This is a genomic window from Pseudomonas sp. TMW22090, from assembly GCF_022496665.1.
GTDB classification, from domain to species: Bacteria; Pseudomonadota; Gammaproteobacteria; order Pseudomonadales; family Pseudomonadaceae; genus Aquipseudomonas; species Aquipseudomonas gregormendelii.
The window spans coordinates 15681-39873 of record NZ_SCFH01000015.1; the positions used below are offsets into that span (position 1 = coordinate 15681).

Consider the following 24193-nt stretch of genomic DNA (forward strand, 5'->3'; position numbering starts at 1 on the left):
ACACTCAGACCTGTGGGAGCGGGCTTGCCCGCGAAAGCGTCGGCTGCCACAACCAGGAACCTAGCCTCAGCCACAGCAAGAGGCACACTCAGTATAAGCCAGCTTTTCAAACCCGCTGCCCAGCACCACGATAGACCCATGGATACTCTGACTGCGTTCTATCAAAACCTCGGCCTCGCCCTGTCAATCCTGGTGATCGCCACCTTCCTGCTGGCCGGCATGATCAAGGGCGTGATCGGCCTTGGCCTGCCGACTATCGCCATGGGTCTGCTTGGCCTGGCTATGGCGCCAGCGCAGGCTGCCGCGCTGCTGATCATTCCCGCGACCTTGACCAACCTCTGGCAGCTGGCATTCGGCGGGCATTTGCGGCAGTTGGTCAGACGTTTGTGGCCGATGCTCCTGGCCATTTTCCTCGGCACAGGAGCGGGCACGCTGTGGATTGGCATGGCTGGCGGGCACTGGGTCGTGAGGGGGTTGGGCGCGGCATTGCTGCTTTACGCCTTGAGCGGGTTGTTCCTGCCCACCCTGCAGGTCGGCAGCCGTGCTGAACGCTGGCTCGCCCCATTGTGCGGCGTGCTGACCGGCGTCATCACCTCGGCCACGGGCGTATTCGTGATTCCGGCGGTGCCCTATCTGCAGGCGCTGGGCTTGAGCAAGGACCAGCTGGTGCAGGCACTGGGCCTGTCATTCACCGTCTCGACCCTGGCCCTGGGCGCCGGCCTGTTCTGGCGTGGCGCTCTGGGCGGGGGCGAGCTGGGCGCATCGTTGCTGGCGCTGATCCCGGCGGTGGCCGGCATGTTGCTGGGGCAATGGCTGCGCCAGCGCATCAGTGCCACCTTGTTCAAACGGGTATTTTTCATTGGCCTCGGCGTGCTGGGCGGCCACTTGCTGATCAGCGGCTAGCGGATGAGGGGCTGAGCATATCGATGGCGCGTATCTCGAAATCCCGTTCCAGATACTCCATGCGCGCTTCGCGAAACCGCTGCATGTGCGGCAGGTTGGAGTGCACATCGAGGTGGGCCCGGGATTGCCAGATCTCGAAGAAGATAAACAGCGTCGGGTCCTGTTGGTCCCGAAGCATGTGGTACTCGATGCAACCCGGTTCGGCGCGACTGGCTTGCACGTAGCCACTGAACAACGCTTCAAAGGCCGCCGATTTTTCCGGGCGGGTCTTGGCGTGCAGGATAAAGCCCTGAATGTCACTCATCAGCAAATCTCCTCAAATTAGAGGATCGCAGTCTAAGGCAACAATAAGTGCTGGATTCGTGCTTGTGGGTCAAATGAGTTTTGTCGCATCAGGGCTTATTCCGCGCGAGGCGGGCCGATACCCTGCCGCCATCGAATTCAAACCTTCCGAGACCTTTCATGAAAAAAGTCCTGTTGCTCAATGGCGGTAAAAAGTTTGCCCACTCCGATGGTCGCTACAACTCCACTTTGCACGAAACTGCACTGAGCGTTCTCGACCGAGGCGGCATGGACGTGAAGACCACGTTCATCGACGAGGGCTACGACGTCGCCGAAGAAGTGGCCAAGTTCCTCTGGGCCGATGTGATCATTTACCAGATGCCAGGCTGGTGGATGGGCGCGCCCTGGACGGTCAAGAAGTACATCGACGAAGTGTTCACTGAAGGCCACGGCAGCCTCTACGCCAGCGACGGCCGCACCCGCTCCGATGCCTCGCAGAAGTACGGCAGCGGCGGCCTAGTGCAGGGCAAGCAATACATGTTGTCCCTGACCTGGAATGCTCCGCAGCAGGCATTCGATGATCCGACGGACTTCTTTGAAGCCAAGGGCGTGGACGCGGTGTACTTCCCGTTCCACAAGGCCAACGAGTTCCTCGGCATGACCAGCCTGCCCACCTTCCTGTGCGTTGACGTCATGAAACGCCCGAACATTGAAGCCGACATTGCCCGTTATGAGCAGCATTTGAGCGAGGTGTTTGGCCTGTCTGCATAGGGTTTCAGGCTACTATCGGATGCGACGGCCTGAAAGATCGCAGCCTGCGCCAGCTCCTGCAGTGGAATGCGAGCGTCGCAGGCTGCGATCCTGGCGACAGATGCCAGGGCAATTGCGAAAAGAGGACACCCTTGAAAGCCAGATCCGATGAACTGCAGATTTTCGTCTGCGTGATTGAATGCGGATCGATCTCCGCTGCGGCCGAGCAGGTGGGGCAAACGCCTTCGGCGGTCAGTCGCACGTTGTCGCGGCTGGAGGCCAAGCTCGAGACCACGTTGATCAACCGCACCACCCGGCGCATGGACCTGACGGAAGAGGGCAAGTATTTCTTCGAGCAGGCCAAGCTGATTCTCGACCAGATGGATCAACTCGAAGAGCGCCTGAGCTCCCGCCAGCAGACCCCGTCCGGGCGCCTGCGGATCAACGCGGCTGCACCTTTCATGCTGCACGCCATCGTGCCGTATATCGACGAGTTCCGTCGGCTCTACCCGGACATCCAGCTGGAGCTCAACAGCAACGACCTGCTCATCGACCTGCTCGAACAAAGCACTGACATCGCCATCCGCATCGGTACCCTCGCCGACTCGACCCTGCACGCGCGTTCCCTGGGGTGCAGCCCGTTGCACATCGTCGCCAGCCCGGCGTATCTGGAGCGGCACGGGACGCCCACGGCTGTGGCGGACCTGAGGGCACACAGCTTGCTCGGTTTTACCCAGAACGAGGGCCTCAACCAGTGGCCTTTGCGCTATGAACACGGCGACCGCTGGCCGATCCAGGCCAGCATCAGCGCCTCCAGTGGCGAGACGATTCGCCACCTGGCGCTGGAGGGGCAGGGCATCGCCTGCCTGTCGCACTTCATGACCATTGAAGACATCCGCGCCGGTCGCCTGCAGGTGCTGCTGGAGGATTCCAACAGCGGTTATCGCCAGCCGATCAATGCGGTGTACTACCGCAACTCGCAGCTTGCCCTGCGCATTCAATGCTTCCTCGACTTTATCCAGGGCAAGCTGGCAGCGTATGCCAACGCGCAGTTCAACGGCTGATTCGTGACTCCAGCGCAAAAGTGATTTGGGCGCTGCGGCCTGTTTCCCATGGGCAGGGTGCTCAATACTGGACCCATCACTTATTCACGCAGGGAGTTTCTCCATGAACGTATTCGTCACCGGCGCTGCAGGTTTCATCGGCGGTTCGATCGCCACGGGTCTGGTCCGGGCGGGCCACCAGGTCACCGGCCTGGTTCGCAGCGCAGAGCAGGCCAACGAGCTGAGCGCCCTGGGCATCTCCCCGGTCATCGGTACGCTGGACGACAGCGCCTTGCTTGCCGCTCAGGCCCGGGCTGCCGACGCCGTGATCAACGCCGCCAGCAGCGACCACCGCGGTGCGGTGGAGGCCTTGCTTGACGCACTGCGCGGTTCCAACAAGGTGTTCCTGCACACCAGCGGGTCGAGCATCGTCGGCGATGCGTCCGGCGGCAAGGCCAGCGACGTGATCTACTTCGAAGACAACCTGCCGGAGCCGACGGTGGACAAGGCCGCCCGGGTTGCCATCGATAACCTGATCCTTGCTGCGGCGCAGGACGGCGTGAACTCGGCCGTGATCTGCAACACACTGATTTACGGCCACAGCCTGGGCGTCAAGCGCGACAGCGTGCAATTGCCACGCTTGCTCAAACAGGCCCGCAAGAGCGGGGTGGTGCGCCATGTTGGCAGCGGCCGGAACATCTGGTCCAACGTGCATATCGAGGATGTGGTTGCCCTGTACCTGCTGGCGCTGACCCGCAACGTGCCCGGCACGTTCTACTTCGTCGAAAGTGGCGAGGCCTCGTTCATCGACATGACCACGGCCATGGCGGCAGCCTTGAAGCTGGGTGAGCCGCAGGACTGGCCGCTGAAGGATGCCGAAGCTGAGTGGGGCTATGAGATGGCCAACTATGGCCTGGGCTCCAACAGCCGGGTGCGCGGCCAGCATGCGCGGCAACTGCTGGGCTGGGCACCGCAGCGGACTTCAGTGGTTGACTGGATTCGTGACGAGATGGTGTGAGTTTGCGCTAGACCGAGTCATCGTTCATCGCGGGCAAGCCTCGCTCCCACAGGGCAGGCTCCATGCCCAGGATTGGGCAGCAGCGCGACCACTGTGGGAGCGGGCTTGCCCGCGATGGTGTTTCCGAGTTCCCCAAAGTAGCCTGACCCCCTCCAATTCCGTAACATCCCCACCCTCTTTCCCGGCCACGCCCCAGCGGCCCGTATTTTTGGGTACCCCATGAAACCACAACGTCTGCGCGCCGATGTCCTGGCCGGACTCACCACCTCGTTCGCCCTGCTCCCCGAATGCATCGCCTTTGCCCTGGTCGCCCATCTCAACCCGCTGATGGGGCTCTACGGCGCGTTCATCATCTGCACCCTGACTGCGCTGTTTGGCGGTCGACCAGGCATGGTCTCGGGAGCGGCGGGCTCGATGGCGGTGGTGATCGTCGCACTGGTGGTGCAACACGGCGTGCAGTATTTGCTGGCCACCGTGTTATTGGGCGGGCTGATCATGCTGGCGTTCGGGCTGCTCAAGCTGGGCAAGCTGGTACGCATGGTGCCGCACCCGGTGATGCTCGGTTTCGTCAACGGCCTGGCGATCATCATCGCCCTGGCACAACTCGAACACTTCAAGAGCGGTGACGCCTGGCTCAATGGCGCGCCGCTGTACATCATGCTCGGTCTGGTGGCCGTCACCATGGCCATCGTCTACCTGCTGCCACGCCTGACCCGTACCGTGCCGCCAGCGCTGGTCGCGATTCTCGGCGTGGGGCTGGCGGTATTCCTGCTGGGCCTGCCGACCCGCACTCTCGGCGACATGGCGCACATCGCCGGTGGCCTGCCGACGTTTGCCCTGCCCGACATCCCGTGGAACCTTGAGACCCTGCGCATCGTCGCCCCCTACGCGATCCTGATGGCGCTGGTCGGCCTGCTGGAAACCCTGCTGACCCTCAACCTCACCGACGAAATCACCGAGAGCCGTGGCTATCCGGATCGCGAGTGTGTGGCCCTGGGTGCGGCCAACATGGTCTCCGGGGTGTTCGGCGGCATGGGTGGCTGCGCGATGATCGGTCAGACCGTGATCAACCTCAGCTCCGGCGGCCGTGGTCGACTGTCCGGCGTGGTGGCCGGCGTGCTGATCCTGCTGTTCGTGCTGTTCCTGTCGCCGCTGATCGAGCGCATCCCGCTGGCGGCGCTGGTCGGGGTGATGTTCGTGGTGTCACAGCAGACCTTCGCCTGGGCGTCGCTGCGGGTGCTCAACAAGGTGCCGCTGAACGACGTGCTGGTCATTGTCGCGGTCACTGTGATCACGGTGTTCACCGACCTGGCAACGGCCGTGCTCTGCGGGATCATCATTGCGGCGCTCAACTTCGCCTGGCAACAGGCGCGCGAGCTGTATGCCGATGCGCATATCGAGCCCGATGGCAGCAAGCTGTATCACCTGCACGGCACGCTGTTTTTCGCCTCGACCACGCCGTTTCTCAACCAGTTCGATCCCGCCAGCGACCCCGACCTGGTGACCATTGACTGCCGCCACCTGAGCTTCGTCGACTACTCGGCCATTGCCGCGCTCATGACCCTGCGCGAGCGCTACGCCAAGGCCGGTAAACACCTGCGTGTGCTGCACCTGTCCGAACGCTGCAAAAAACTGCTCAAGCGCGCCCGGGTGAATCACGACTGACTGGGTAATTCGCGCCAATCCCCAACCCCGCACACCCGATGCACTGTGGGAGCCTGGCTTGCCAGCGATGACGGCCTGAGACTCACCACCGCCATCGCCGGCAGGCCGGGCTCCCACAGGTTCGCGTCAGCTTGGCTCGGCACTTCGATGAACCTGACGAAACTCCCCTGGGGGCATTCCCCGCCGGCTCTTGAACGAGCGATGAAACGACCGGGCCTCGGTAAACCCCAGGTACTGCGCGATATCCTGAATCGGCAACGTGCTGTTGAGCAGGTAATGCTCCGCCAGCTCCTGGCGCAGGTCATCGAGGATTTGTTGATACGACGTACCCGCCTGATGCAGCTGGCGTTGCAGGGTGCGCACCGAGACGGCGAACTGTTCGGCCACTTGTTCCTTGCGTGGCAATCCTTCCTTGAGCAGCTGGCGCAGGATGCCCTTGACCCGTTCCTGCAGCGACGCATCCTCCAGGGTCGCCATTAACCCCAGCGCATGTTCTTCCAGGGTGCGCAGCAGTTGCGCATCGGCCTGCCGCAAGGGCAGCTGCAGGTAGGGCAGCGGCACGATCAGCGCCGAGTAGGGCTGCTCAAACAACACCGGGCAGTCGAAAAACGCCTCGTACTGTGCCAGCGTGGTTTCGTCCGGCTGCGCGTGCTCAAGCCACACCGCCGCCGGCGCCAGCTGGGTGTCGGCAATCCAGCGCGCATATTGGAGCCAGGAGCCGAGGACATTTTCCACCAGGTGCCGGCGGATGCGCGGGCGTTGGTGACGGCAGGTCCAGATCAGGTGCACCTGTGCGCCCTGCACCTCGGCGCGGCTGACGCCCATGTCGCCGACCAGTTTTTCGAACGGCATGATGCGGCTCATGGCATCGCCAAGGGTCGCGCAGTTCATGGTGATGTAACCCAGCACACTCCAGGAGTTGGGCAGCACGAAACGCGCCGAGTTGAGGCCGAACAGCGGGTCTGCCGAGTGGTCGCAGAAGTAGTCGAGCAACCGCTCATGGACCTCGCCCGGCAACCGCAGGCTGTTGTCGCTCAACTGTTGCGCCTGCAACCCGGCCGCCGCCAGCGCCGGCTCGGTGGCGACACCCAGTTGTTCGGCATAACGCAGGTATTTGAGCAGTGGCGGAACCGAAGTGAAGCCCAGCGATTGCATGATCGTGTTCCTTTGATCAAGGTCCGCATGTGCGGATGAATACCCTGAAAGGTAGTGTGAAACCACCGCGAAAGTAAATGGCCTGTCCTGGCGCGGTGTTTGACTCAATTGGCTACTCCAAGTGGCCGGATGCGACCGTGACACTTTTGGTGGGCTGGCTAGTATGGGTGTCTGGAACATCACTTGTAAGAACCGCAAAAGGACACACGCATGCGACGCTGGAACGGCTGGGGAGAGGCAACCACGGTGGTCGAATTACCGGCCCAGGGCGCGGGATTTCTCGCCGAGCGGCTGGGTGTCGGTCGTGTATTGCCCGATGCAACGCTCGAAGAAGCGCTGGCCAGGGTGCCGGCTTCGCGGCTGGCGGCGCATGGGCTGTACAGTATCGAGCCGCACGATCGCCTGCTGCATGCCCGGGGCCAGAGCCTGCCAGACTGGCTGGCGCTGCGCGAAGGGGCGCCCGGCCTCTACCCCGACGCCGTGGCCTTTCCCGACAGCGCCGGGCAGATCCGCCAGTTGCTGGCGCTCGCCCAGGCCCAGGACCTGTGCCTGATCCCCTACGGCGGCGGCACTTCGGTGGCCGGGCACATCAACCCGCCAGACTCGGTGCGGCCTGTGGTGACGGTGTCCCTGGCCCGCATGAATCGCTTGCTGGACCTGGACGAGCAAAGCCTGCTGGCCACCTTCGGCCCGGGGGCCAGCGGCCCGCAGGTGGAGAGTCAGCTACGCGCCCGTGGTTACACCCTGGGGCATTTCCCGCAGTCGTGGGAGTTGTCGACCCTGGGCGGTTGGGTCGCCAGTCGCTCCAGCGGCCAGCAGTCGCTGCGCTACGGGCGAATCGAGCAGTTGTTCGCCGGCGGCACGCTGGAAACCTTTGCCGGCCCCTTGGAAATCGCCACCTTTCCGGCCTCGGCCGCCGGTCCCGATTTGCGCGAAGTGGTGCTCGGCTGTGAGGGCCGCTTTGGCATCATTTCCCAGGTCAAGGTGCGGGTCAGTGCGCTGCCGGCCGATGAGCGTTTCTACGGGGTATTCCTGCCCGACTGGGCGCACGCACTGCAGGCGATCCGGCAGCTGGCCCAGGCGCGGGTGCCGTTGTCGATGCTGCGCCTGTCCAATGCCCTGGAAACCGAAACCCAGCTCGCCCTGGCCGGTCATCCGCAGCAGATCGCCTGGCTGGAAAAATACCTCGCCCTGCGGGGAGCCGGTGCCGGCAAATGCATGCTGACGTTCGGCGTCACCGGTAACCGCCGGCAGAACGCGCTGTCGCTCAGCCAGGCCCGCCAGCATTTGAAGGCCTTCGGTGGAGTCTTCACCGGTACCTTGCTCGGCAAGAAATGGGCGCAGAACCGCTTCCGTTTCCCCTACCTGCGGGAAAACCTGTGGAACGCCGGTTACGTGGTCGACACCCTGGAAACCGCCACCGACTGGAGCAATGTCGACAACCTGCTCGAGCGCATCGAGCAAAGCCTGCGTGCCGCCCTCGCGGCCCAGGGTGAGCAGGTGCACGTGTTCACCCACCTGTCCCATGTGTATGGCGAAGGTTCGAGCATCTACACCACCTACGTCTTTCGTCCGGCGGCGGATTACCCGGCGACCCTGGCACGCTGGCAGGCGCTCAAGCACGCGGCCAGTCAGACCATCGTCGACAACGGCGGCACCATCAGTCACCAGCATGGCGTGGGCAAGGACCACGCGGCGTATCTGCTGCGGGAGAAAGGGGCGCTGGCGATGGACACCTTGCAGGCGTTGAGTCGGCATTTCGATCCGGCCGGGCGGCTCAACCCGGGCACGTTGCTGCAGGAGTGACGGCGATGAACCCTGACTGGAATGGCGCGTGGCGAGAGGCCGCGCTGCCGACCCTGGCGGATGAGGCCTGGGACCTGATCGTCATCGGTGGCGGTATCAGCGGTGCCGGCATCGTGCGTGAGGCCGCCCGTCGTGGCTGGCGCTGCCTGTTGCTGGAGCAGCGCGACTTCGCCTGGGGCACCTCCAGTCGTTCTTCGAAAATGGTCCATGGCGGCTTGCGTTACATCGCCAAGGGCCAGTGGCGCCTGACCCGCGATTCAGTGCGCGAGCGCCAGCGCCTGCTGGATGAAGCTCCAGGGTTGGTGGAGCCCATGAGTTTCATGATGCCGCACTACCGCGGCGGCTTTCCTGGCCCCCGCGTGATGGGTGGGTTGTTGGCCGTGTATGACGCGTTGGCCGGGAGGCGCAATCACCGTTTTCATGACGCGCAGCAGCTGCGGTACATGGCGCCGGGAGTGAAGGAAAACGATTTGCTGGGCGGCTCCGGTTTTGTTGATGCACTGACCGACGACGCCCGCCTGGTGATGCGTGTCTTGGCCGAGGCACGTGCGGACGGCGCGGTTGTGCTCAATGGCCTGCGAGTCGTCCAATTGCTGCGTGAAGGCGGGCGGGTGTGCGGGGTGCAGGTTGAAGACTGCGAAGGCGGGGCAGGGCTGCAACTGCGCTGTGGCGTTTTGGCGGTGGCGACCGGTGCCTGGGCTGAACGTCTGCGACCGCCTGAACATCCCCGTCAATTGCGACCGTTGCGTGGCAGTCATCTGTTGCTGCCAGGGTGGCGTTTGCCGGTGGCGCAGGCCTTCACTTTTCTGCATCACGGCGACCGCCGCCCGGTGTTTGTTTTTCCGTGGGAAGGCGCCACCGTCGTGGGCACCACGGACCTGGATCATCACGACGACCTGGACCTGAGCGCCAGCATCAGCACCGAGGAGCTCGACTACCTGCTGGCCGCCTGCGCCCAGCAGTTCCCCCAGGCCGCGGTGGTGGCTGGCGATGTGCTGTCGACCTGGTCCGGCGTGCGCCCGGTGGTGGGCAGCGCTGCAGGCCAGCAGCAGGGTAAACCGTCAAACGAAACCCGCGAGCATGTGCTGTGGCAAGAGCCCGGTTGCGTGACGCTGGCGGGGGGCAAGTTGACCACGTTCCGCCCGCAGGCCATTGAAGTGCTCAAGGCCTGTGCACCGATGCTCGGGCGTACGTTGAACGATGACGGCGCGCCAGTGTTTGCCGTCGTGCCACCTTTGGTGATCCCGGGGCTCAGCAGCTACCAGTGGCGGCGGGTGGCCGGGCGTCACGGTCGAGCCCTGCCGCGACTGGCGCAACTGCTCGAGCAGTTGGGCCACGACACCGTCGGCGCCACTGATACCTTGTGGGCGGAACTGGCGCTGGCCTGCGACACTGAAATGGTCCTGCACCTGGATGACCTGCTGTTGCGTCGCACCCGCCTGGGGCTGTTGCTGCACGCAGGCGGCGAGGCGTTTTTGCCCGCCATCCGCCAACTGTGCCAGCCCCGGCTGGGCTGGGATGATGCCCGTTGGCAGCAGGAGGAGCAGCGGTACCGGGCGTTGTGGCAGCGGCAGCACGGCTTGCCATGAACCAGTCGGCACGAACCGTAAAAAACCGCAGATATGCAGGCCCTCATGCCCATTGAAGAGAGCTCCATGGACAACCACCCGAACAAGCGTTACCTGCTGGCCATCGACAATGGAACCCAAAGCGTGCGGGCGTTGCTGTTCGATCTTCAGGGCAATCTGCTGGGCAAAGGCAAGGTCGAACTGCAAGCCTACTACTCCACCCAGCCTGGCTGGGCCGAGCAGGACCCGGATTATTACTGGGCCAAACTGGGTGAGGCCTGCCAGTTGCTGTGGGCGCAGACCGGGATTGATCGAACCCAGATTGCCGGCGTTTCCCTGACTACCCAGCGCGGCACCCTGATCAACGTCGACGCCCAGGGCAATGCGCTGCGCCCGGCGATCCTCTGGCTCGACCAGCGCCAGACCGAGGTCGAAGGCGGCATCAAGGGACCCTGGGGCTGGCTGTTCAAACTGGTGGGTGCCCAGGCCACCGTGGACTATTTTCGCGCCCAGGCCGAAGCCAACTGGGTCGCTCGTCATCAGCCTGAAGTGTGGGCAGCGACCGACAAGTTTTTGCTGCTCTCGGGCTTTCTCACCCATCGCCTGTGCGGGCGCTTTGTCGATTCGGTCGGCGGCTGCGTCGGTTATCTGCCCTTCGACTTCAAGCGCCTGCGTTGGGCAGCGCCCTCCGACTGGAAATGGCAGGCCCTGGCGGTGCGTCCCGAGCAACTGCCCAGCCTGCTCAAGCCCGGCGAAACCCTGGGCTACATCAGCGCCACTGCCAGCCACCACACCGGCATTCCCGAAGGGCTGCCGCTGATTGCCGCCGGTGCCGACAAGGCTTGCGAGGTGGTGGGCGCCGGGGTGGTCGATTCCAGCACGGTATGCCTGTCCTACGGCACCACGGCGACCATCACCAGCACCCGTTCGCGCTACCTGGAAATCGTCCCGCTGATCCCGCCTTATCCGGCGGCCGTTCCGGACCACTACAACTGCGAGGTGATGATCTACCGCGGTTACTGGATGGTCAGCTGGTTCAAGAACGAGTTCGGCCTGCGGGAAATGCAACAGGCCAGGGAGCAGGGGGTGGAGCCGGAGCAACTGTTCGACGCCCTGGTCAATGCCGTGCCTGCGGGGTCCATGGGGTTGATGCTGCAACCCTACTGGTCACCCGGCATTCGCGAGCCGGGAGTCGAAGCCAAAGGCGCGATGATTGGCTTCGGCGACGTGCACACCCGCGCGCACATCTATCGGGCGATCCTCGAAGGCCTGGCTTACGCCTTGCGCCAGGGCATGGAGAGTATCGAGAAGCGCTCGAAGGTTTCCATCAAGCGCTTGCGCATCGCCGGCGGAGGTTCCCAGAGCGATGCGGCGATGCAGCTGACGGCGGACATTTTCGGCCTGCCTGCCGAGCGTCCGCATGTGTACGAGGCCTCTGGTCTGGGCGCGGCCATTTGCTGCGCCGTCGGGCTGGGACTGCACGCGGACTTTGCCACGGCAACGGCGGCGATGACCCGGGTCGGCGCGGTATTCATGCCCCAGGCCGAGGCGCATCAGACCTACGAGCGCCTGTACAAGGAGGTGTACCTGCGCATGTATCGTCAGTTAAAACCGTTGTACCAAAGCATTCGCGAGATCACGGGTTACCCGGCTTGATGCGTTGAGCAACCCATGGCGCTATCGGAGAACTTTTTCGGCCGGATCGGACAGTGTCACGGCCAGGTGTGGTTGTTAGGCTCATCCCTACTGCACATCCAATAAGAAATCCGAGCAATGAAGCTGCCATTTATCCTGCTGGTGTTCTGTGTCACGGCCCCGTCAGCCTGGGGCTGGTCCAATCACACAGTGGGCAGCTACCTGGCGTTGCAAGCGTTGCCCGCCCTGCGCGAAGCGCCCCAGGTGGAAGTCGAGCCCCTGGAGCAGTTCCTCGCCCGGCAATACCCGGCAGTGGCCCAATTGCTCGATGAGCAGGAGCAGTTTGCCCGCCAGCATTTCGCCCAATACCCGCCACGTCCCGACGACCTGAAACTACCCGCCGAACCCGGGGACAATCTGCAACACGCCTTCCTCACCGCGTTGCGCATCAACCCGCAGATTCATCTGGCGATGGTCATCCAGCCACTGCCGGGACGCGACCTGCCCGAACGCGAACACTTGAAGGCCCACCAGGTGATGGTTGAGCAGACTCTCTCGCCCTGGAATCGCCAGCGCTTTATCCACGTGCTGACCGGCGAAAAACTGCCGCCCCTGGCGGTGCTGGCCAGCGCCGCCGACGAACCGGACTATGGCCACGACATCAATCTGTTCAGCGACAACCCTGGCGAGGTCGGCGGGCGCTACGGCTTCGGCCCGCAGCCTTTTGGCGACTCACGTTTTCAATACAGCTCCCAGGCTCCCTTCCACATGGGCTTCTTCCATGAGAGCCCGGTGGTGTACGCCGCTGCCGGTTTTCTGCAGCGCAGCTGGCCGCACTGGCGCGCTTACCAATACATGGGACTGGCGCGCCTGGCCTTTGCGACGGGGCATTCGTATTGGGGTTACCGCTTCCTTGGCTGGGGCCTGCACCACATTCAGGACCTGACCCAGCCCTATCACGCCAAGCCACTGCCCGGCGCCGGGCTGGCCAGTTTGCTGCTGATGGAAGCCAAGGCACTGGCGGGTTTCGCCAGCGACAAACACGCCGCCATCCAGCGCGTCGCAACCCGGCACATGGAAGTCGAGAAGTATCAATCCGCCTGGCTGCGTCGGCTGCTGAAAGCCGCAGAACCGCACCCGATGATCGCGGCATACGCCAGGCTCGCTGAAGACGCCGATTACCCGCCGTACTCGGTGGACTACCTGCGTGAAGTGGTCAGTGCCCAGGCCGTCGCCGAGTCCGCAGCCTTTGATGAAGCCATCGAACAATGGCTGGCAACCGCCCCGGCCACCAGCGATTTCAGCGCCAGTAATCAGGTCAGGCGCGAAGACTACGAGCACCCGCAACTCAACCGGCAACTGTTGCAGTTGCTGGGGCATTTCGGCGCGCACAGCCGGATTTATGTCAGGGCTGGGTTGGCGCCCTGACCCTCGCGGCGAAGTTGCCCGCACACCCCAACAATAAAATCAGGGAAGGAGAAACTGACCATGAGGATGCGCTTACAACTGTCTGGCGCCGGCATCACCGGCGCAGGCCTGGCAGGGCTGCTGCAACTGTGTGCGGCGGACGCAGTACAGGCCGTGGAATTCAGTGTGCTCGACCAGCAGGTCACCGGCTCGTTTGACAGCACCTTGTCTTATGGCCGTATGTGGCGGGTGCAGGGACGGGACAAGACTAACGATGACGTCAATACCAACGACGGCAACCGCAACTTCGATACCGGGCTGGTTTCCGAGGTGTACAAGATCACTTCCGAGCTCGAGGCCAACTACCAGAACTACGGGGTGTTCGTGCGCGGCACCGCGTTCTATGACACCCAGCTGATGGACAAGCGCAACGATTACTACCGCAACAACAGTCCCTCGCAGCCGAGCCAGAGTTATCCCCAGGACGATCACTTCACTGACCAGACCCGCGACATTGCCGGCAGCCGGGTGGAGATGCTCGACGCCTACGTGTATGGCAACTGGGACGTGGCATCGATGCCGGTGACGGGCCGCCTCGGGCGCCAGGTGTTCAACTGGGGCGAGGGCATTTTCTATCGGGGCGGGATCAACACCACCAATCCGGTGGACGCCGCCAAGTACCGTTTGCCCGGTGCCGAGGTCAAGGAAGTGCTGATCCCGGTCGAGGCGCTCAGCTTCAACATTGGCCTGACCGACACCCTGACCATGGAGAGTTTTTACCAGACCAACTGGAAGGAAACCCGCATCGATCCGGTCGGCACCTTCTACGCCCAGACCGACCTGTTCGCCGATGGCGGCAATACCGCCTACAACAATTTTACCGGCACTGCGCTGGATACGCCGGTGCCAGGTTTCGGCAATGTGATCGACCTGTACAGCGCGTTGGGCAATAACCCGTTGCTCAACCAGGCGCTGGGTACCACCGGCCTGTACGCCAACGGCGTGACCCCGGCGTTCGGCAATACGCTGAAGGTGGCGTCGGTGGGCAAGGACTACAACGCCCGCAACGACGGGCAGTTTGGCTTCGCCTTTCGCTACATTGCCGAACAGCTCAACAGCACCGAGTTCGGGCTGTACATGGTCAACTATCACGCCAAGGAGCCGACCATCTCCGCCAACCTCGGTGGTTACCAGGGCATCGACATGGATGCCCTGACCAATCTGCTCGCCGGCGTTGCCGGCAGCCAGGCCGGGCAACTGGCCAACGGCCTGGCGACCGCCGACGTGCTGGGCAATATCCAGGCGCATCGGCGCTATGCCGAAGACATTCGCATGTATGGCTTCAGCTTCAACACCACCCTGGGCCAGGCGTCGGTGTTCGGTGAAGTGGCTTATCGGCCGAACCTGCCGATCGGCGTCGCCGCAACCAACGACCTGATCGGCGACCTGGCCAACGGCGCTGCGGCGGCGGCCGCCGGGCAGACGATCAATATCGGCGGGCAGATGGTCCAGCTCGACAGCCAGATCAACAACGGCGAGCGGGTCGAAGCGTTCAACACCTCCCTGGGGACGATCTACAACTTCGGCCCGAGCCTGTCGTTCGACTCGATGTTCGGCGTGTTCGAACTGGCGTCCGAGCACTTGCGTGGCAGCAACCTGCAATACACCGCCTACGACGGCAGCACCCGTTACTACGCCGGTACTGGCAACTATTCCTACGTGTCCGGCGGCGATCGTGGCGACCAGGTCAACCGCAACTCCTACAGCTACACCGCCATGGTCAACGGCACCTGGAACGATGTGTATGCCGGGGTCAACGTCTCGCCCTATGCCGTCTACAAGGATGATTTCAAGGGCAACAGCTACCAGGCGGGCAACACCATCGAAGGGCGCAAGGCCTACACCCTGGGCATCAAGGCCAACTACCAGAACAGGTTCGAGGCCGAGTTGCAGTACACCGAGTTCTACGGCGGTGGCCAGAACAACGGTATCCGCGACCGTGACAACGTCGGGTTCAACCTCAAGTACTTCCTGTGATTGCCCGGTTCAGGTAAGCGCACTCAATGGTGGGAGCGCGTCTCTGTAGAAGCAAAGTTTGCTCGCGATGAAGACCGCCGGGTCATCCGGTCAACGGCGTCATCGTTGATCGCGGGCAAGCCTTGCTCTCACAGGATTCCTATTTTGGAGAATGTCCATGTTGCATACGTCACGACTGATCAACACTACGCTGGCCGTGTTTCTGAGCCTGGCTGCCGGCAGCGCGCTGGCAGCCATCACGCCCCAGCAAGCGCAGCAGCTCAAGACCACACTGACCCCTCTGGGTGCCGAGCGCGCCGGCAACGCCGCCGGCACCATTCCGGCCTGGGACGGCGGCATCACCCAGCCACCCGCGGGCTACAAACCGGGCCAGCACCACCCCGACCCGTACGCAACAGACAAGCCACTGTTCACCATCACCAAGGCCAACCTTGACCAGTACAAGGCGCACCTCAGTGCAGGTCAGATCGCGCTGTTCAACAGCTACCCCGACACCTTCCAGATGCCGGTGTACACCAGTCGTCGCTCGGGCTCGGCGCCGCAGTGGCTGTACGACAACACGTTCAAGAACGCCACCAGCGCGAAGCTGCTCGATGGCGGTAGCGGCTTTGCCGATGCCTATGGCGGCGTACCCTTCCCGGTGCCCAAGGATGGCGTCGAAGCGTTGTGGAACCACATCACCCGCTATCGCGGGATCTACGTAGTCCGACGCGCCTCCGAAGCGCCGGTGCAGCGTAATGGCAGCTTCGCCCTGGTGACCTCGCAACAGGAAGGGCTGTTCAACTACTACCGCCCGGGCGGCCAGTTCGCCGACCTGAAAAATATCCTGTTCTACTACCTGGCCTTCGTCAAAAGCCCGGCCCGGCTGGCCGGGGGTGCGGCGCTGATCCACGAGACCCTGGACCAGCTCAAGGACCCGCGTCAGGCCTGGATCTACGACGCTGGCCAGCGCCGTGTGCGCCGGGCACCGAACCTGGCTTACGACACGCCGATTGCCTCGTCGGACGGCCTGCGCACAGCCGACGACACCGACCTGTTCAACGGCTCCCCGGACCGCTACGACTGGAAGCTCAAGGGCAAGCAGGAGATCTACATTCCCTACAACAGCTACCAGGTCGGCAGCCCGCAGGTGAAGTACGCCGACCTGCTTACCCCCGGCCACCTCAACCCGCAATACACCCGCTACGAACTGCACCGGGTGTGGGTCGTGGAAGGCACGCTCAAACCCGGCTCGCGGCACATCTACTCCAAACGAGTGCTGTTCCTCGATGAAGACAGCTGGGGCGCGGCGCTGGTGGATCAGTACGACGGGCGAGGTGAGTTGTGGCGGGTGTCGATGGGCTACCTGAAGAACTTCTACGACCTGCCCACCACCTGGAGCGCCCTGGACGTGTTCCACGACCTGCAGGCGCGCCGTTACTACGTGCAGAACCTGGATAACGAAGAACCGCAGACCGTGGACTTCTCCCAGCCAATCCCCGAAGACGCCTATTTCATGCCATCGGCATTGCGCCAGCGTGGGACGCGGTAAGGGATACGGCGCCAAGCTGCCATTTGCCGAAGCCAAGTTCCCACAGGGATAGGTGTCGTTCATTGAGCTTGTGAACGACGTACACCTTGTGGGAGCGGCGGTGCTTGGCGAAACGATCTTCCATTGACCCCAATCGCGTGATCAAACGCGGAAGTGGCTCACCATCATCTGCAACTGACCACCCAGGCGCGCCAGTTCGACACTGGACTTGGCCGTCTCGTCGCTGGCTGCGGCGGTCTGTTCCGACACGTCGCGCACGTTGATGATGCTGCGGCTGATCTCTTCGGCCACGGCGCTTTGCTGTTCGGCCGCGGCGGCGATCTGCTGGTTCATCGACTGGATGTTCGACACCGTGCGGGTGATGTTCTCCAGGGACAGGCCAGCCTTGCGGGTCAGGGCGACACTGCTGTCGGTCAGGGTGCGGCTGTTGTTCATCACCGTCGATACCTGCTGGGTGCCGTTCTGCAAACCGGCGACCAGGCCTTCGATCTCCTCGGTGGATTTCTGCGTGCGCTGGGCCAGCCCGCGAACTTCATCGGCAACCACGGCAAAGCCACGACCGGCTTCACCGGCGCGAGCGGCTTCAATCGCTGCATTGAGGGCCAGCAGATTGGTCTGCTCGGCGACGGCCTTGATCACGTCCATGACGCTGCCGATCTTGTCGCTTTCCTGTTGCAGCACACTCATGGCTTCGGTGGAACGCGCCACTTCGCTGGCCAGGCGTTCGATCTGCGCAATGGCTTCGTTGACCACCTTGTCGCCTGCACGCGCTTCGCCATCAGCGGCGGCGGCCGCTTGCGAGGCCTGTTCGGCATTGCGCGCCACCTCCTGCACAGTCGCGGTCATCTCGTGCATGGCGGTGGCCACCTGATCGGTCTCGACCTTCTGGCTGTTGACGCCGGCGCTGGTTTGCTCGGTGACGGCAGACAGCTCTTCAGCGGCGCTGGCAATCTGTGCGACGCCGTCGCGGATGCCGCTGATCAGTTCACGCAGGGTCACGCCCATGCGCGCGATGCCTTGTTGCAACACCCCCAGTTCATCGCGGCGAGTGACCTTGATGTCTTGGGACAGGTCGCCTCCGGCGATACGCTCGACCACCGCCAGGGTTTCCCGCAGCGGGCCGGTAATCTGCCGGGTAATGAGCACGGCGGCAATGATGCCCACCAGCAGCGCCAGCAGGGTGCTGATCAATTGCAGGGTGCGCGCCTGTGCGCTTTCGACGTCACGGCGGTCGAGCTGGATTTGATACAGCTGATCGCTCAGGGACACGATGGCCGCGCCTTCGTCGGTCATTTCCTTGCGCGCCTGAACCGCCTCACTGCTGGCATTCTTGTAAGCCTGCAACGCACTGCGGTAGTTGCCCAGCGCGATTTCCAGCTGACGCAATGCGTCGAGCTGAGTCTCGGCGAAATGCACGTTGAGCGGTGTCAGGCTGGCAATCGCGGCGTCCAGTTGGCCGAGCGCTTTTTGTTCGGTCTCGGCATTGGTGGTGGCGGTGTAGCCGCGCACTTCGTAGCGGGCCAGCAGGAAGGCTTCCGTGGCTGCAGTGATGGCCTGGAACTGTTCAAAGCGCTGGTCGCCGGGCGGCATTTGCTGCACGCGCGTGTTGATGGCATTGATCAGCGAATTGGCGATTTCGGCGTTGGCGCCCATGGCGTCGCGCGCGCTGTTGCCGGAGCGGTAGGCACTGCGCATCTTGTTCAGGGACGTTTTGTAGGCGTCGATCTGAGCGCCTTGCTCGCGCAGCAGCTTGAGGTTTTCCGGGCTCTTGAATTTCACCAGCAACGCTTGTTGCTGGGCGGAAAACGCGTCGAGGGTGGTCTGCACATTCTGCGCGGCGGTTTCGTCGCCGTTGGTCAGCATGTATTGCAGGCGCACCACTCGCAGCTTGGTCAGGCCCGAGTTGAGCTGGGTGATGTCGCTCATCCAGTTGCTGCGGTCAATCAACCCGCCCAGGCTTGTCCAGCCGGTCAGGGCGAGGACACAGGTCAGTGCCAGGACCAGGCCAAATCCCAGGCCCAGTTTAAGGTTCACGCTGATGTTGCCGAACCAGCTATTCATCACAATTCCTCCAGGAACGTTGTGTTTCTTGATCGTCGTTAGGCTGGAAGATTGTTGTTTTTGAGAGCCAGCAAAAATGGGTAGCAGGTGGGTATCGGCAGCTGGCCTGGTAACTGAAGGTCAAAAGATCGCAGCCTCGTTTCACTCGGCAGCTCCTGCGAGGGAGCCCGCCGCGCCCCTGCTGTAGGAGCTGGCGAGTGAAACGAGGCTGCGACCTGTTCTAAGCTTTTTTTCACAACCGTTTCACCCCCTGCCAACGTCCCACTCTCTAACTTCGCGGCATCAAATGAAGATGATGCATGCCGGGGAGGCGGCCAGATGTGGAATTAAGACTGAGTCTGTTGGGCATAAAGCGCTCCATTGATCTGAGCTGGCTGACCCGTTATCGAAATACGCTCGTGGTCCTGGCGTCTGCCCTGCTGGTGATTCCGTTGACCCTCTGGCTGTTGGCACCCGCCGCCGTACCTGACCTGGCCCATGGCAATACTGCTGGCGCCCGGGCATTGCTCGATGGCTGGGCCAAGGGCGACATGATCGTCCTGGTGCGCCATGTCGAGCGTTGCGATCACTCCAGCGCCGCGTGCCTGAGTGGCGACGACGGCATCACCGCGCGCTCGCGCAGTGTCGCGGTGGGCGTCGGCGCGCAGTTCGGGCAGTTGGGTCTCGACAAGGCGGACGTCTATAACAGCCCGATGCTGCGCACTGCGCAGACGGCCGGGTACATGTTCAACCAGGTGGGCGCCGGCGAAGAGTGGTTGATCAATTGCCGGGGCACCATGCTGCAGGATGCATTGATGCACAAAGTACCGGGCCGCAACCTGATTCTGGTCACCCACAGCGAGTGCATGGCGCAGCTGGAAAAAGACCTCAAGCTGCCCGTCTCGACCCTCGGTTACGGCGCGTCGCTGTTCATCTCTGCCCAAGCCTTTACCGTCCCGCGCATGCTGGGTTTCGTTGAAGCGTCCGACTGGCGCTCGGTGACCACCCAATGAGCCGATCCATGCGCTTCCATGCCTTCAATTTCGGTATCCCCCTGGCCCTCGCAGTCGCGGTGTTCCTGCTGTTCGACCTGACCCGAATCGACATCGCCTTCAATGATCTTTTTTATGACCCGGTCAGCCAGACCTTCCCGTTGGACCATGTCCACCTGTTCGAAAAAATCACCCATAAATGGGCGCGCATCATCCCCAACTGGACCGGTGAAATCGCAATCATAGGCGCCTTGCTGTCCTTTTTATGGCCGCGCCTGAAGGCTGAAAAGCATGCGAAGCTCATCCGCTTCATGGAGAAAATCAAGCTGGCCCCGGTGCTGCGATTTGCCACCAGGCACCGTCGGGATTTCCTGTACGTGGTGTTCGCGTTTTCCATCAGCACCGGCGTCATCCACTACCTCAAGGGTCACACCAGCGTGTACTGCCCGATTGAAACCACCCAGTACGGCGGCAAGATCGAGCACAAGGAGTGGTACCAGAACTTCGACCTGCTCAAAGTCGCGGGTGACGGGCGCTGCTGGCCAGGCGGGCATGCCTCGGGTGGTTTCACCATGCTGGCGCTGTACTTCGTGGCGCGTCGTTATCGCTGGCGCTACTCCAAGGCGCTGATGTACGGCTCGCTGGCGCTGGGTTTCGTGTACGGCACCACCCGAGTCCTGCAAGGGTGGCACTACATGTCCCACACCTTCTGGGCCGGGATCTTCGTGTGGCTGGCCTGCCTGCTGACGGCGCTGGCGTTCTACGGTCGCGCGCGGCTGGAAGCCCCCGTGGCGCAGGCGCCATTGCGAGCCACTGATGGGGCGCTATCGCGAGCAGGCTCGCTCCCACACTGATCTTCAAGCGACGATGCACACTTGTGGGAGCCGGCTTGCCGGCGATGGCGTCCAGCCTGGCACACCGCGTCGCGATGATCGCCAGCAAGCCGTCTCCTACACGCCCGCCGGGAGAACCGTCAGCACCAGGCGCGAGGCAAAGTCCTTGCTCATATGCACGGTATTGGTGGCGATTTGTTTGTGATGGGCCTGGCCTTCGGGTTCGCCGCTGTTGGGGTTGACGTCGAAGTGCGGAAAGTTGCTGCTGGCAATGTCCAGGCGCAATCGATGGCCGCGCTTGAACAGGTTGCAGGTCGCGAACGGTTCGATGACCACTTTGACCCGCTTGCCCGGTGTCAGTGGTTGCGGGGTTTCCCACGAGTCCCGATAACGGCAGCGGCGGATGCCGTCGGTGATATTCATCGCGTAGCCCTGAGGGAAGTCGGCGCTTGGTGGATAGACATCTACCAGTTTGGCGGTGAAGTCAGTGTCGGGCGCGTCGCTGTCGATCCACAGTTCTATCTGCAGAGGGCCCGCGACGATCAGGTCTTCGGTCAATGGCGGGGTTTGAAAGCTCAGCACGTCCGCCCGCTCTGCCAGGGGCTGATTGTTGCCACGGGCGCCAAAAAAATCCGCCCGCTCCCGTTGATCGAACGCACCACCGACAAACACCGGGGCGCCGGAGGTGATCGCGCCGCCGACGGTGGGGACGGGGTGGTCGGGGTCGGCGCGATAGCTCAGCTTCGCCTCATCCACGCGTGGTGGCGTGGCACTCAGGCACCGGTCGTGGTGCAGATATAAATTCATGGTCTCACTGCCAGGCAGCGGCCACTGCTGCCCATGCAGCCAGCGCCCGCCATGTCGCAGGCGGCCGCTTGCATCAGCCGTACCGTCGCCGCCACCCATCAGGAACACTTTCACCGGGGCCGACGCTGGCGCCAGCGGTGGAGTGTCCTTGAGCGAGCGCTCGAACCATTGCAGCCGGCACGTCAGCCAGTCCTCGGCTACCTGCCCGTCGAAGTTCGCCGCCGCACCAAACTCGACATCGCCGCTGTGACTGATGTTGCGGTCACCATGCAGCCAGGGCCCCATGATCAAATGCTGTGGCGCACTATTGTGGCGTTGGAATGCGCTGTAGTTGGCGAGCGTCGAACTGACATAGGCGTCATACCAACTCGACATGAACAGCACCGGGATATCCGGCAAGTCAGCGTAATGACCCTCGGCGTAAATCCCCGGCTTGCGCCAGTAATCACTGAAGCTGCCCTGGGCCCATTGCTCAAGCAGGTACGCCTCGTATTCCGGCACGTGGCGGATCGGCGACTCGCCGGGCTGCCACGGCATGCGGGCAAACCATTGATGGATATCTTCCTGCTCCAGGGCTTCGCGAATCTGCGAGTCGGCAAGCGCTGCCGGGCTTTCCTTGGCCTGGCGCCAGGCCCAGGTGGCCTGCTTGAGTTCGAACGCGCCCCCCTGACGAATGCCGCACTGGAAAGCGTTGGAAAACCCCCCCGAGTCCAGGACCATGCTGCTCAGCCCCGGCGGATGCAGGCAGGCCATCGCCAGCTGCGTGTGGGCTGCATACGACAACCCCATGCTGCCGACTTTACCGTTGCACCAGGGTTGCTCGACGATCCAGGCGAGCGTGTCGAAACCGTCTTCGCCTTCCGCCGTGTACTTGGTGAACACCCCTTCAGAGGCATAACGCCCGCGACAATCCTGAAAGATCGCCACAAACCCTTGCTCGGTAAACCGTGCAGCCATGGCCTCGCGGGAGATGTGCTGGCCGTCGAGCTGCTTCTCCGAGCGCGAGGGTTTGCTTTTGTCATAAGGCGTGCGTTCGATAACGACCGGCCATGGACCTGCGGCGTTTATCGGCAGATAGACGTCGGTGGCCAGGTGCACGCCATCGCGCATGGGGACTGACTGGTCGCGCAGGATATGCATGGCCGGTTGAGCTTTTTCAGAAAGGGAATTCATATCAGAACCTTGTCGACGCTGGCGCCTGCGGCATCACCGCAAGCGCCGTGAACAGTCAGTAACCGGTAGTCACTGCGATGGCCAGGAGGATCATCGCGAGCACCATGTAGATGAGAAACAGCGGCAGGATGTAGCGAGCCCATTGGCCCCAACCGACTTGCGCGGTCGCCAGCAATACCAGCAGGCCACTGGAGGTCGGGGTGATCATGTTGGTCAAGCCATTGCCCAGCAGGAACGCATACACGGTGGTTTGCGGGCTGACGCCGGAAAGCTGGCCAAGCGGGCCGAAGATCGGCATGGTCACGGCGGCTTGGCCGGACGTCGAAGGGATCAACACATCCAGCCCCAGTTGCGAGAAGAACATGGCATAGGCCGAAACGACCGGGCCATGATCACTCACCACACTCGCCAGGCCATTGACGATGGTGTCCAGTACCTGCCCGGTGGTGAGGATGATTTCAACCGCCGTTGCCAGGCCGATCAGCACGCCGGCAATCAACACCTTCTTCATGCCGTCGACGAACGCGCTCGCCGTAGCACTTGCACCCAACCCGGCGATGCCGGCGAAGGCGATGCTCAGCGCCAGATAGAACGCGGACAGTTCGTGGTATTTCCACTGCCACCGGGTGGAGGCAAAGACCATGAAGGCGATGCCGCAGCCCAACACCAAAAGGTTCAGCAAATGACGCATCTGCAGCGGTTTTTGTTCGAAGCTGATTTTCGCACTGGCGTCGAAGCCCTGCTTGTGGATGCTCCACAACACGAACGCAATACCGACGCTGAGGAACAGGGCATAAGCCGCGATCCGCATGCTCATGCCACTGAAGATCGGCAAGCCAACCATTGGCTGGGCGACAGAGAGCGCTACAGGGTTGGTGATGGAGGCCAGGTAGCCGATCTTCACCGAGATGCAGACGATCGCCAGCCCGATCAGGTTCGGCAAGCCGAGCCGATTGGCCATCGCGACCATCAGCGGCACGATCAGGATAAATTCCTTGGCCAGCCCCATGAAGGTACTGCCGGCCGAGAACACCAGCATCAGCATCGGCACCAGCACGTAGATGTTGCCGCGGGTCAATCCGAGCAAGCGTTCGAGCCCGGCATCGATCACGCCGGCCTTGTTCAGCACACCGAACATGCCGCCGATGAACAGCACCATGAAAATCAGCGCCGCACGCTTCTCGATGCCCTGCGGAATCGCCATGAATCCTTCGACCAGCGACACCGGCCGGGCCACGCTGTCGGTGGCCTTGCGCGGTTCGATGGAAAACAGTTGGGTCAGCGAGTGGCTCTTCTCCAGAACCTGATAAGAGCCCGGCACTACCAGCGCGTTCTGGCGCTGGAAGGTCCCTGAGTTGACGACATAGGTGAAGGCGACCGCGAGCAACACGATGCTCAGCAGGATGATTGCCGGGTTGATGGGTTTGCGCTTGCTCGCATTGCCGGCATCCACTTTCGTGGGCGCGGCGGTCGGCTGGGTGATGGTGATTTGTGGTTCGCTCATGATTCTTGCCCTGGCTGGCAGGGACGCCCTCGCGGTTATTGTTT

General features: G+C 62.7%; 18 protein-coding genes. 13 read left to right on the plus strand and 5 right to left on the minus strand.

Features of this window, described 5'->3' with window-relative positions; genetic code table 11:
- The first annotated feature begins 138 nt into the window (after positions 1 to 138).
- Complete coding sequence (locus EQV97_RS28310; protein ID WP_240890512.1) at positions 139 to 903, plus strand: sulfite exporter TauE/SafE family protein; 765 nt, start codon at positions 139 to 141, stop codon at positions 901 to 903.
- Here the strand turns inward: EQV97_RS28310 and EQV97_RS28315 are convergent.
- The gene (locus EQV97_RS28315) at positions 893 to 1207 is read right to left on the minus strand and encodes a putative quinol monooxygenase (protein ID WP_122839947.1); all 315 of its coding nucleotides are present in this window, start codon (positions 1205 to 1207) and stop codon (positions 893 to 895) included. The genes EQV97_RS28310 and EQV97_RS28315 overlap by 11 nt on opposite strands.
- 158 nt (positions 1208 to 1365) lie before the next feature.
- Here EQV97_RS28315 and EQV97_RS28320 point away from each other — a divergent pair, with 158 nt between their 5' ends.
- From EQV97_RS28320 to EQV97_RS28335, 4 genes are all read left to right on the plus strand, one after another.
- Entirely contained in the window at positions 1366 to 1956 is a 591-nt protein-coding gene (locus tag EQV97_RS28320) for an NAD(P)H-dependent oxidoreductase (protein WP_122839946.1), read from the plus strand.
- 131 nt (positions 1957 to 2087) lie between these two features.
- Entirely contained in the window at positions 2088 to 2999 is a 912-nt protein-coding gene (locus tag EQV97_RS28325; RefSeq protein ID WP_240890513.1) for a LysR family transcriptional regulator, read from the plus strand.
- 103 nt (positions 3000 to 3102) lie between these two features.
- A complete protein-coding gene (locus EQV97_RS28330; protein ID WP_122839944.1) occupies positions 3103 to 3996 on the plus strand; it encodes an NAD-dependent epimerase/dehydratase family protein in 894 nt (297 codons plus the stop codon).
- 219 nt (positions 3997 to 4215) lie between these two features.
- Complete coding sequence (locus EQV97_RS28335) at positions 4216 to 5661, plus strand: SulP family inorganic anion transporter (RefSeq protein ID WP_122839943.1); 1446 nt, start codon at positions 4216 to 4218, stop codon at positions 5659 to 5661.
- Positions 5662 to 5787: 126 nt separating this feature from the next.
- Here the strand turns inward: EQV97_RS28335 and EQV97_RS28340 are convergent, their stop codons facing one another.
- Positions 5788 to 6816, minus strand: a complete 1029-nt coding sequence (locus EQV97_RS28340) for an AraC family transcriptional regulator (protein WP_122839942.1) — start codon at positions 6814 to 6816, stop codon at positions 5788 to 5790.
- Positions 6817 to 7026: 210 nt separating this feature from the next.
- Between EQV97_RS28340 and EQV97_RS28345 the strand changes: the two genes are divergently transcribed.
- The 6 genes from EQV97_RS28345 to EQV97_RS28370 all read left to right on the plus strand — a co-directional run bounded on the left by EQV97_RS28345 (position 7027) and on the right by EQV97_RS28370 (position 16800).
- Positions 7027 to 8622: an FAD-binding oxidoreductase gene (locus EQV97_RS28345; RefSeq protein ID WP_240890514.1), complete on the plus strand. Its 1596-nt coding sequence runs from the start codon at positions 7027 to 7029 to the stop codon at positions 8620 to 8622.
- Between the two features lie 5 nt (positions 8623 to 8627).
- Complete coding sequence (locus EQV97_RS28350) at positions 8628 to 10211, plus strand: glycerol-3-phosphate dehydrogenase/oxidase (RefSeq protein ID WP_240890515.1); 1584 nt, start codon at positions 8628 to 8630, stop codon at positions 10209 to 10211.
- 66 nt (positions 10212 to 10277) lie between these two features.
- Positions 10278 to 11846, plus strand: coding sequence for an FGGY-family carbohydrate kinase (locus EQV97_RS28355; protein ID WP_122839957.1), 1569 nt, complete (start codon positions 10278 to 10280; stop codon positions 11844 to 11846).
- Between the two features lie 117 nt (positions 11847 to 11963).
- Positions 11964 to 13253 (plus strand): phospholipase, encoded by a 1290-nt coding sequence (locus EQV97_RS28360; protein ID WP_240890516.1) that lies wholly within the window; start codon positions 11964 to 11966, stop codon positions 13251 to 13253.
- A 60-nt stretch (positions 13254 to 13313) separates the two neighbouring features.
- Positions 13314 to 15269, plus strand: a complete 1956-nt coding sequence (locus EQV97_RS28365; RefSeq protein WP_240890517.1) for a DUF1302 domain-containing protein — start codon at positions 13314 to 13316, stop codon at positions 15267 to 15269.
- Between the two features lie 157 nt (positions 15270 to 15426).
- Complete coding sequence (locus tag EQV97_RS28370; protein ID WP_240890518.1) at positions 15427 to 16800, plus strand: DUF1329 domain-containing protein; 1374 nt, start codon at positions 15427 to 15429, stop codon at positions 16798 to 16800.
- A 141-nt stretch (positions 16801 to 16941) separates the two neighbouring features.
- Here the strand turns inward: EQV97_RS28370 and EQV97_RS28375 are convergent, their stop codons facing one another.
- Positions 16942 to 18861, minus strand: coding sequence for a methyl-accepting chemotaxis protein (locus EQV97_RS28375; RefSeq protein WP_240890519.1), 1920 nt, complete (start codon positions 18859 to 18861; stop codon positions 16942 to 16944).
- A gap of 320 nt (positions 18862 to 19181) precedes the next feature.
- Here EQV97_RS28375 and EQV97_RS28380 point away from each other — a divergent pair, with 320 nt between their 5' ends.
- Positions 19182 to 19853: a histidine phosphatase family protein gene (locus EQV97_RS28380; RefSeq protein ID WP_240890520.1), complete on the plus strand. Its 672-nt coding sequence runs from the start codon at positions 19182 to 19184 to the stop codon at positions 19851 to 19853.
- Positions 19850 to 20686 (plus strand): phosphatase PAP2 family protein, encoded by an 837-nt coding sequence (locus tag EQV97_RS28385; RefSeq protein WP_240890521.1) that lies wholly within the window; start codon positions 19850 to 19852, stop codon positions 20684 to 20686. The genes EQV97_RS28380 and EQV97_RS28385 overlap by 4 nt, the downstream gene beginning before the upstream one ends.
- A 96-nt stretch (positions 20687 to 20782) precedes the next feature.
- Here EQV97_RS28385 and EQV97_RS28390 read toward each other — a convergent pair whose 3' ends face one another.
- Positions 20783 to 22612 (minus strand): CocE/NonD family hydrolase, encoded by a 1830-nt coding sequence (locus EQV97_RS28390; RefSeq protein ID WP_240890529.1) that lies wholly within the window; start codon positions 22610 to 22612, stop codon positions 20783 to 20785.
- Between the two features lie 88 nt (positions 22613 to 22700).
- Positions 22701 to 24149, minus strand: a complete 1449-nt coding sequence (locus EQV97_RS28395) for an AbgT family transporter (RefSeq protein WP_240890522.1) — start codon at positions 24147 to 24149, stop codon at positions 22701 to 22703.
- Between the last annotated feature and the right edge of the window lie 44 nt (positions 24150 to 24193).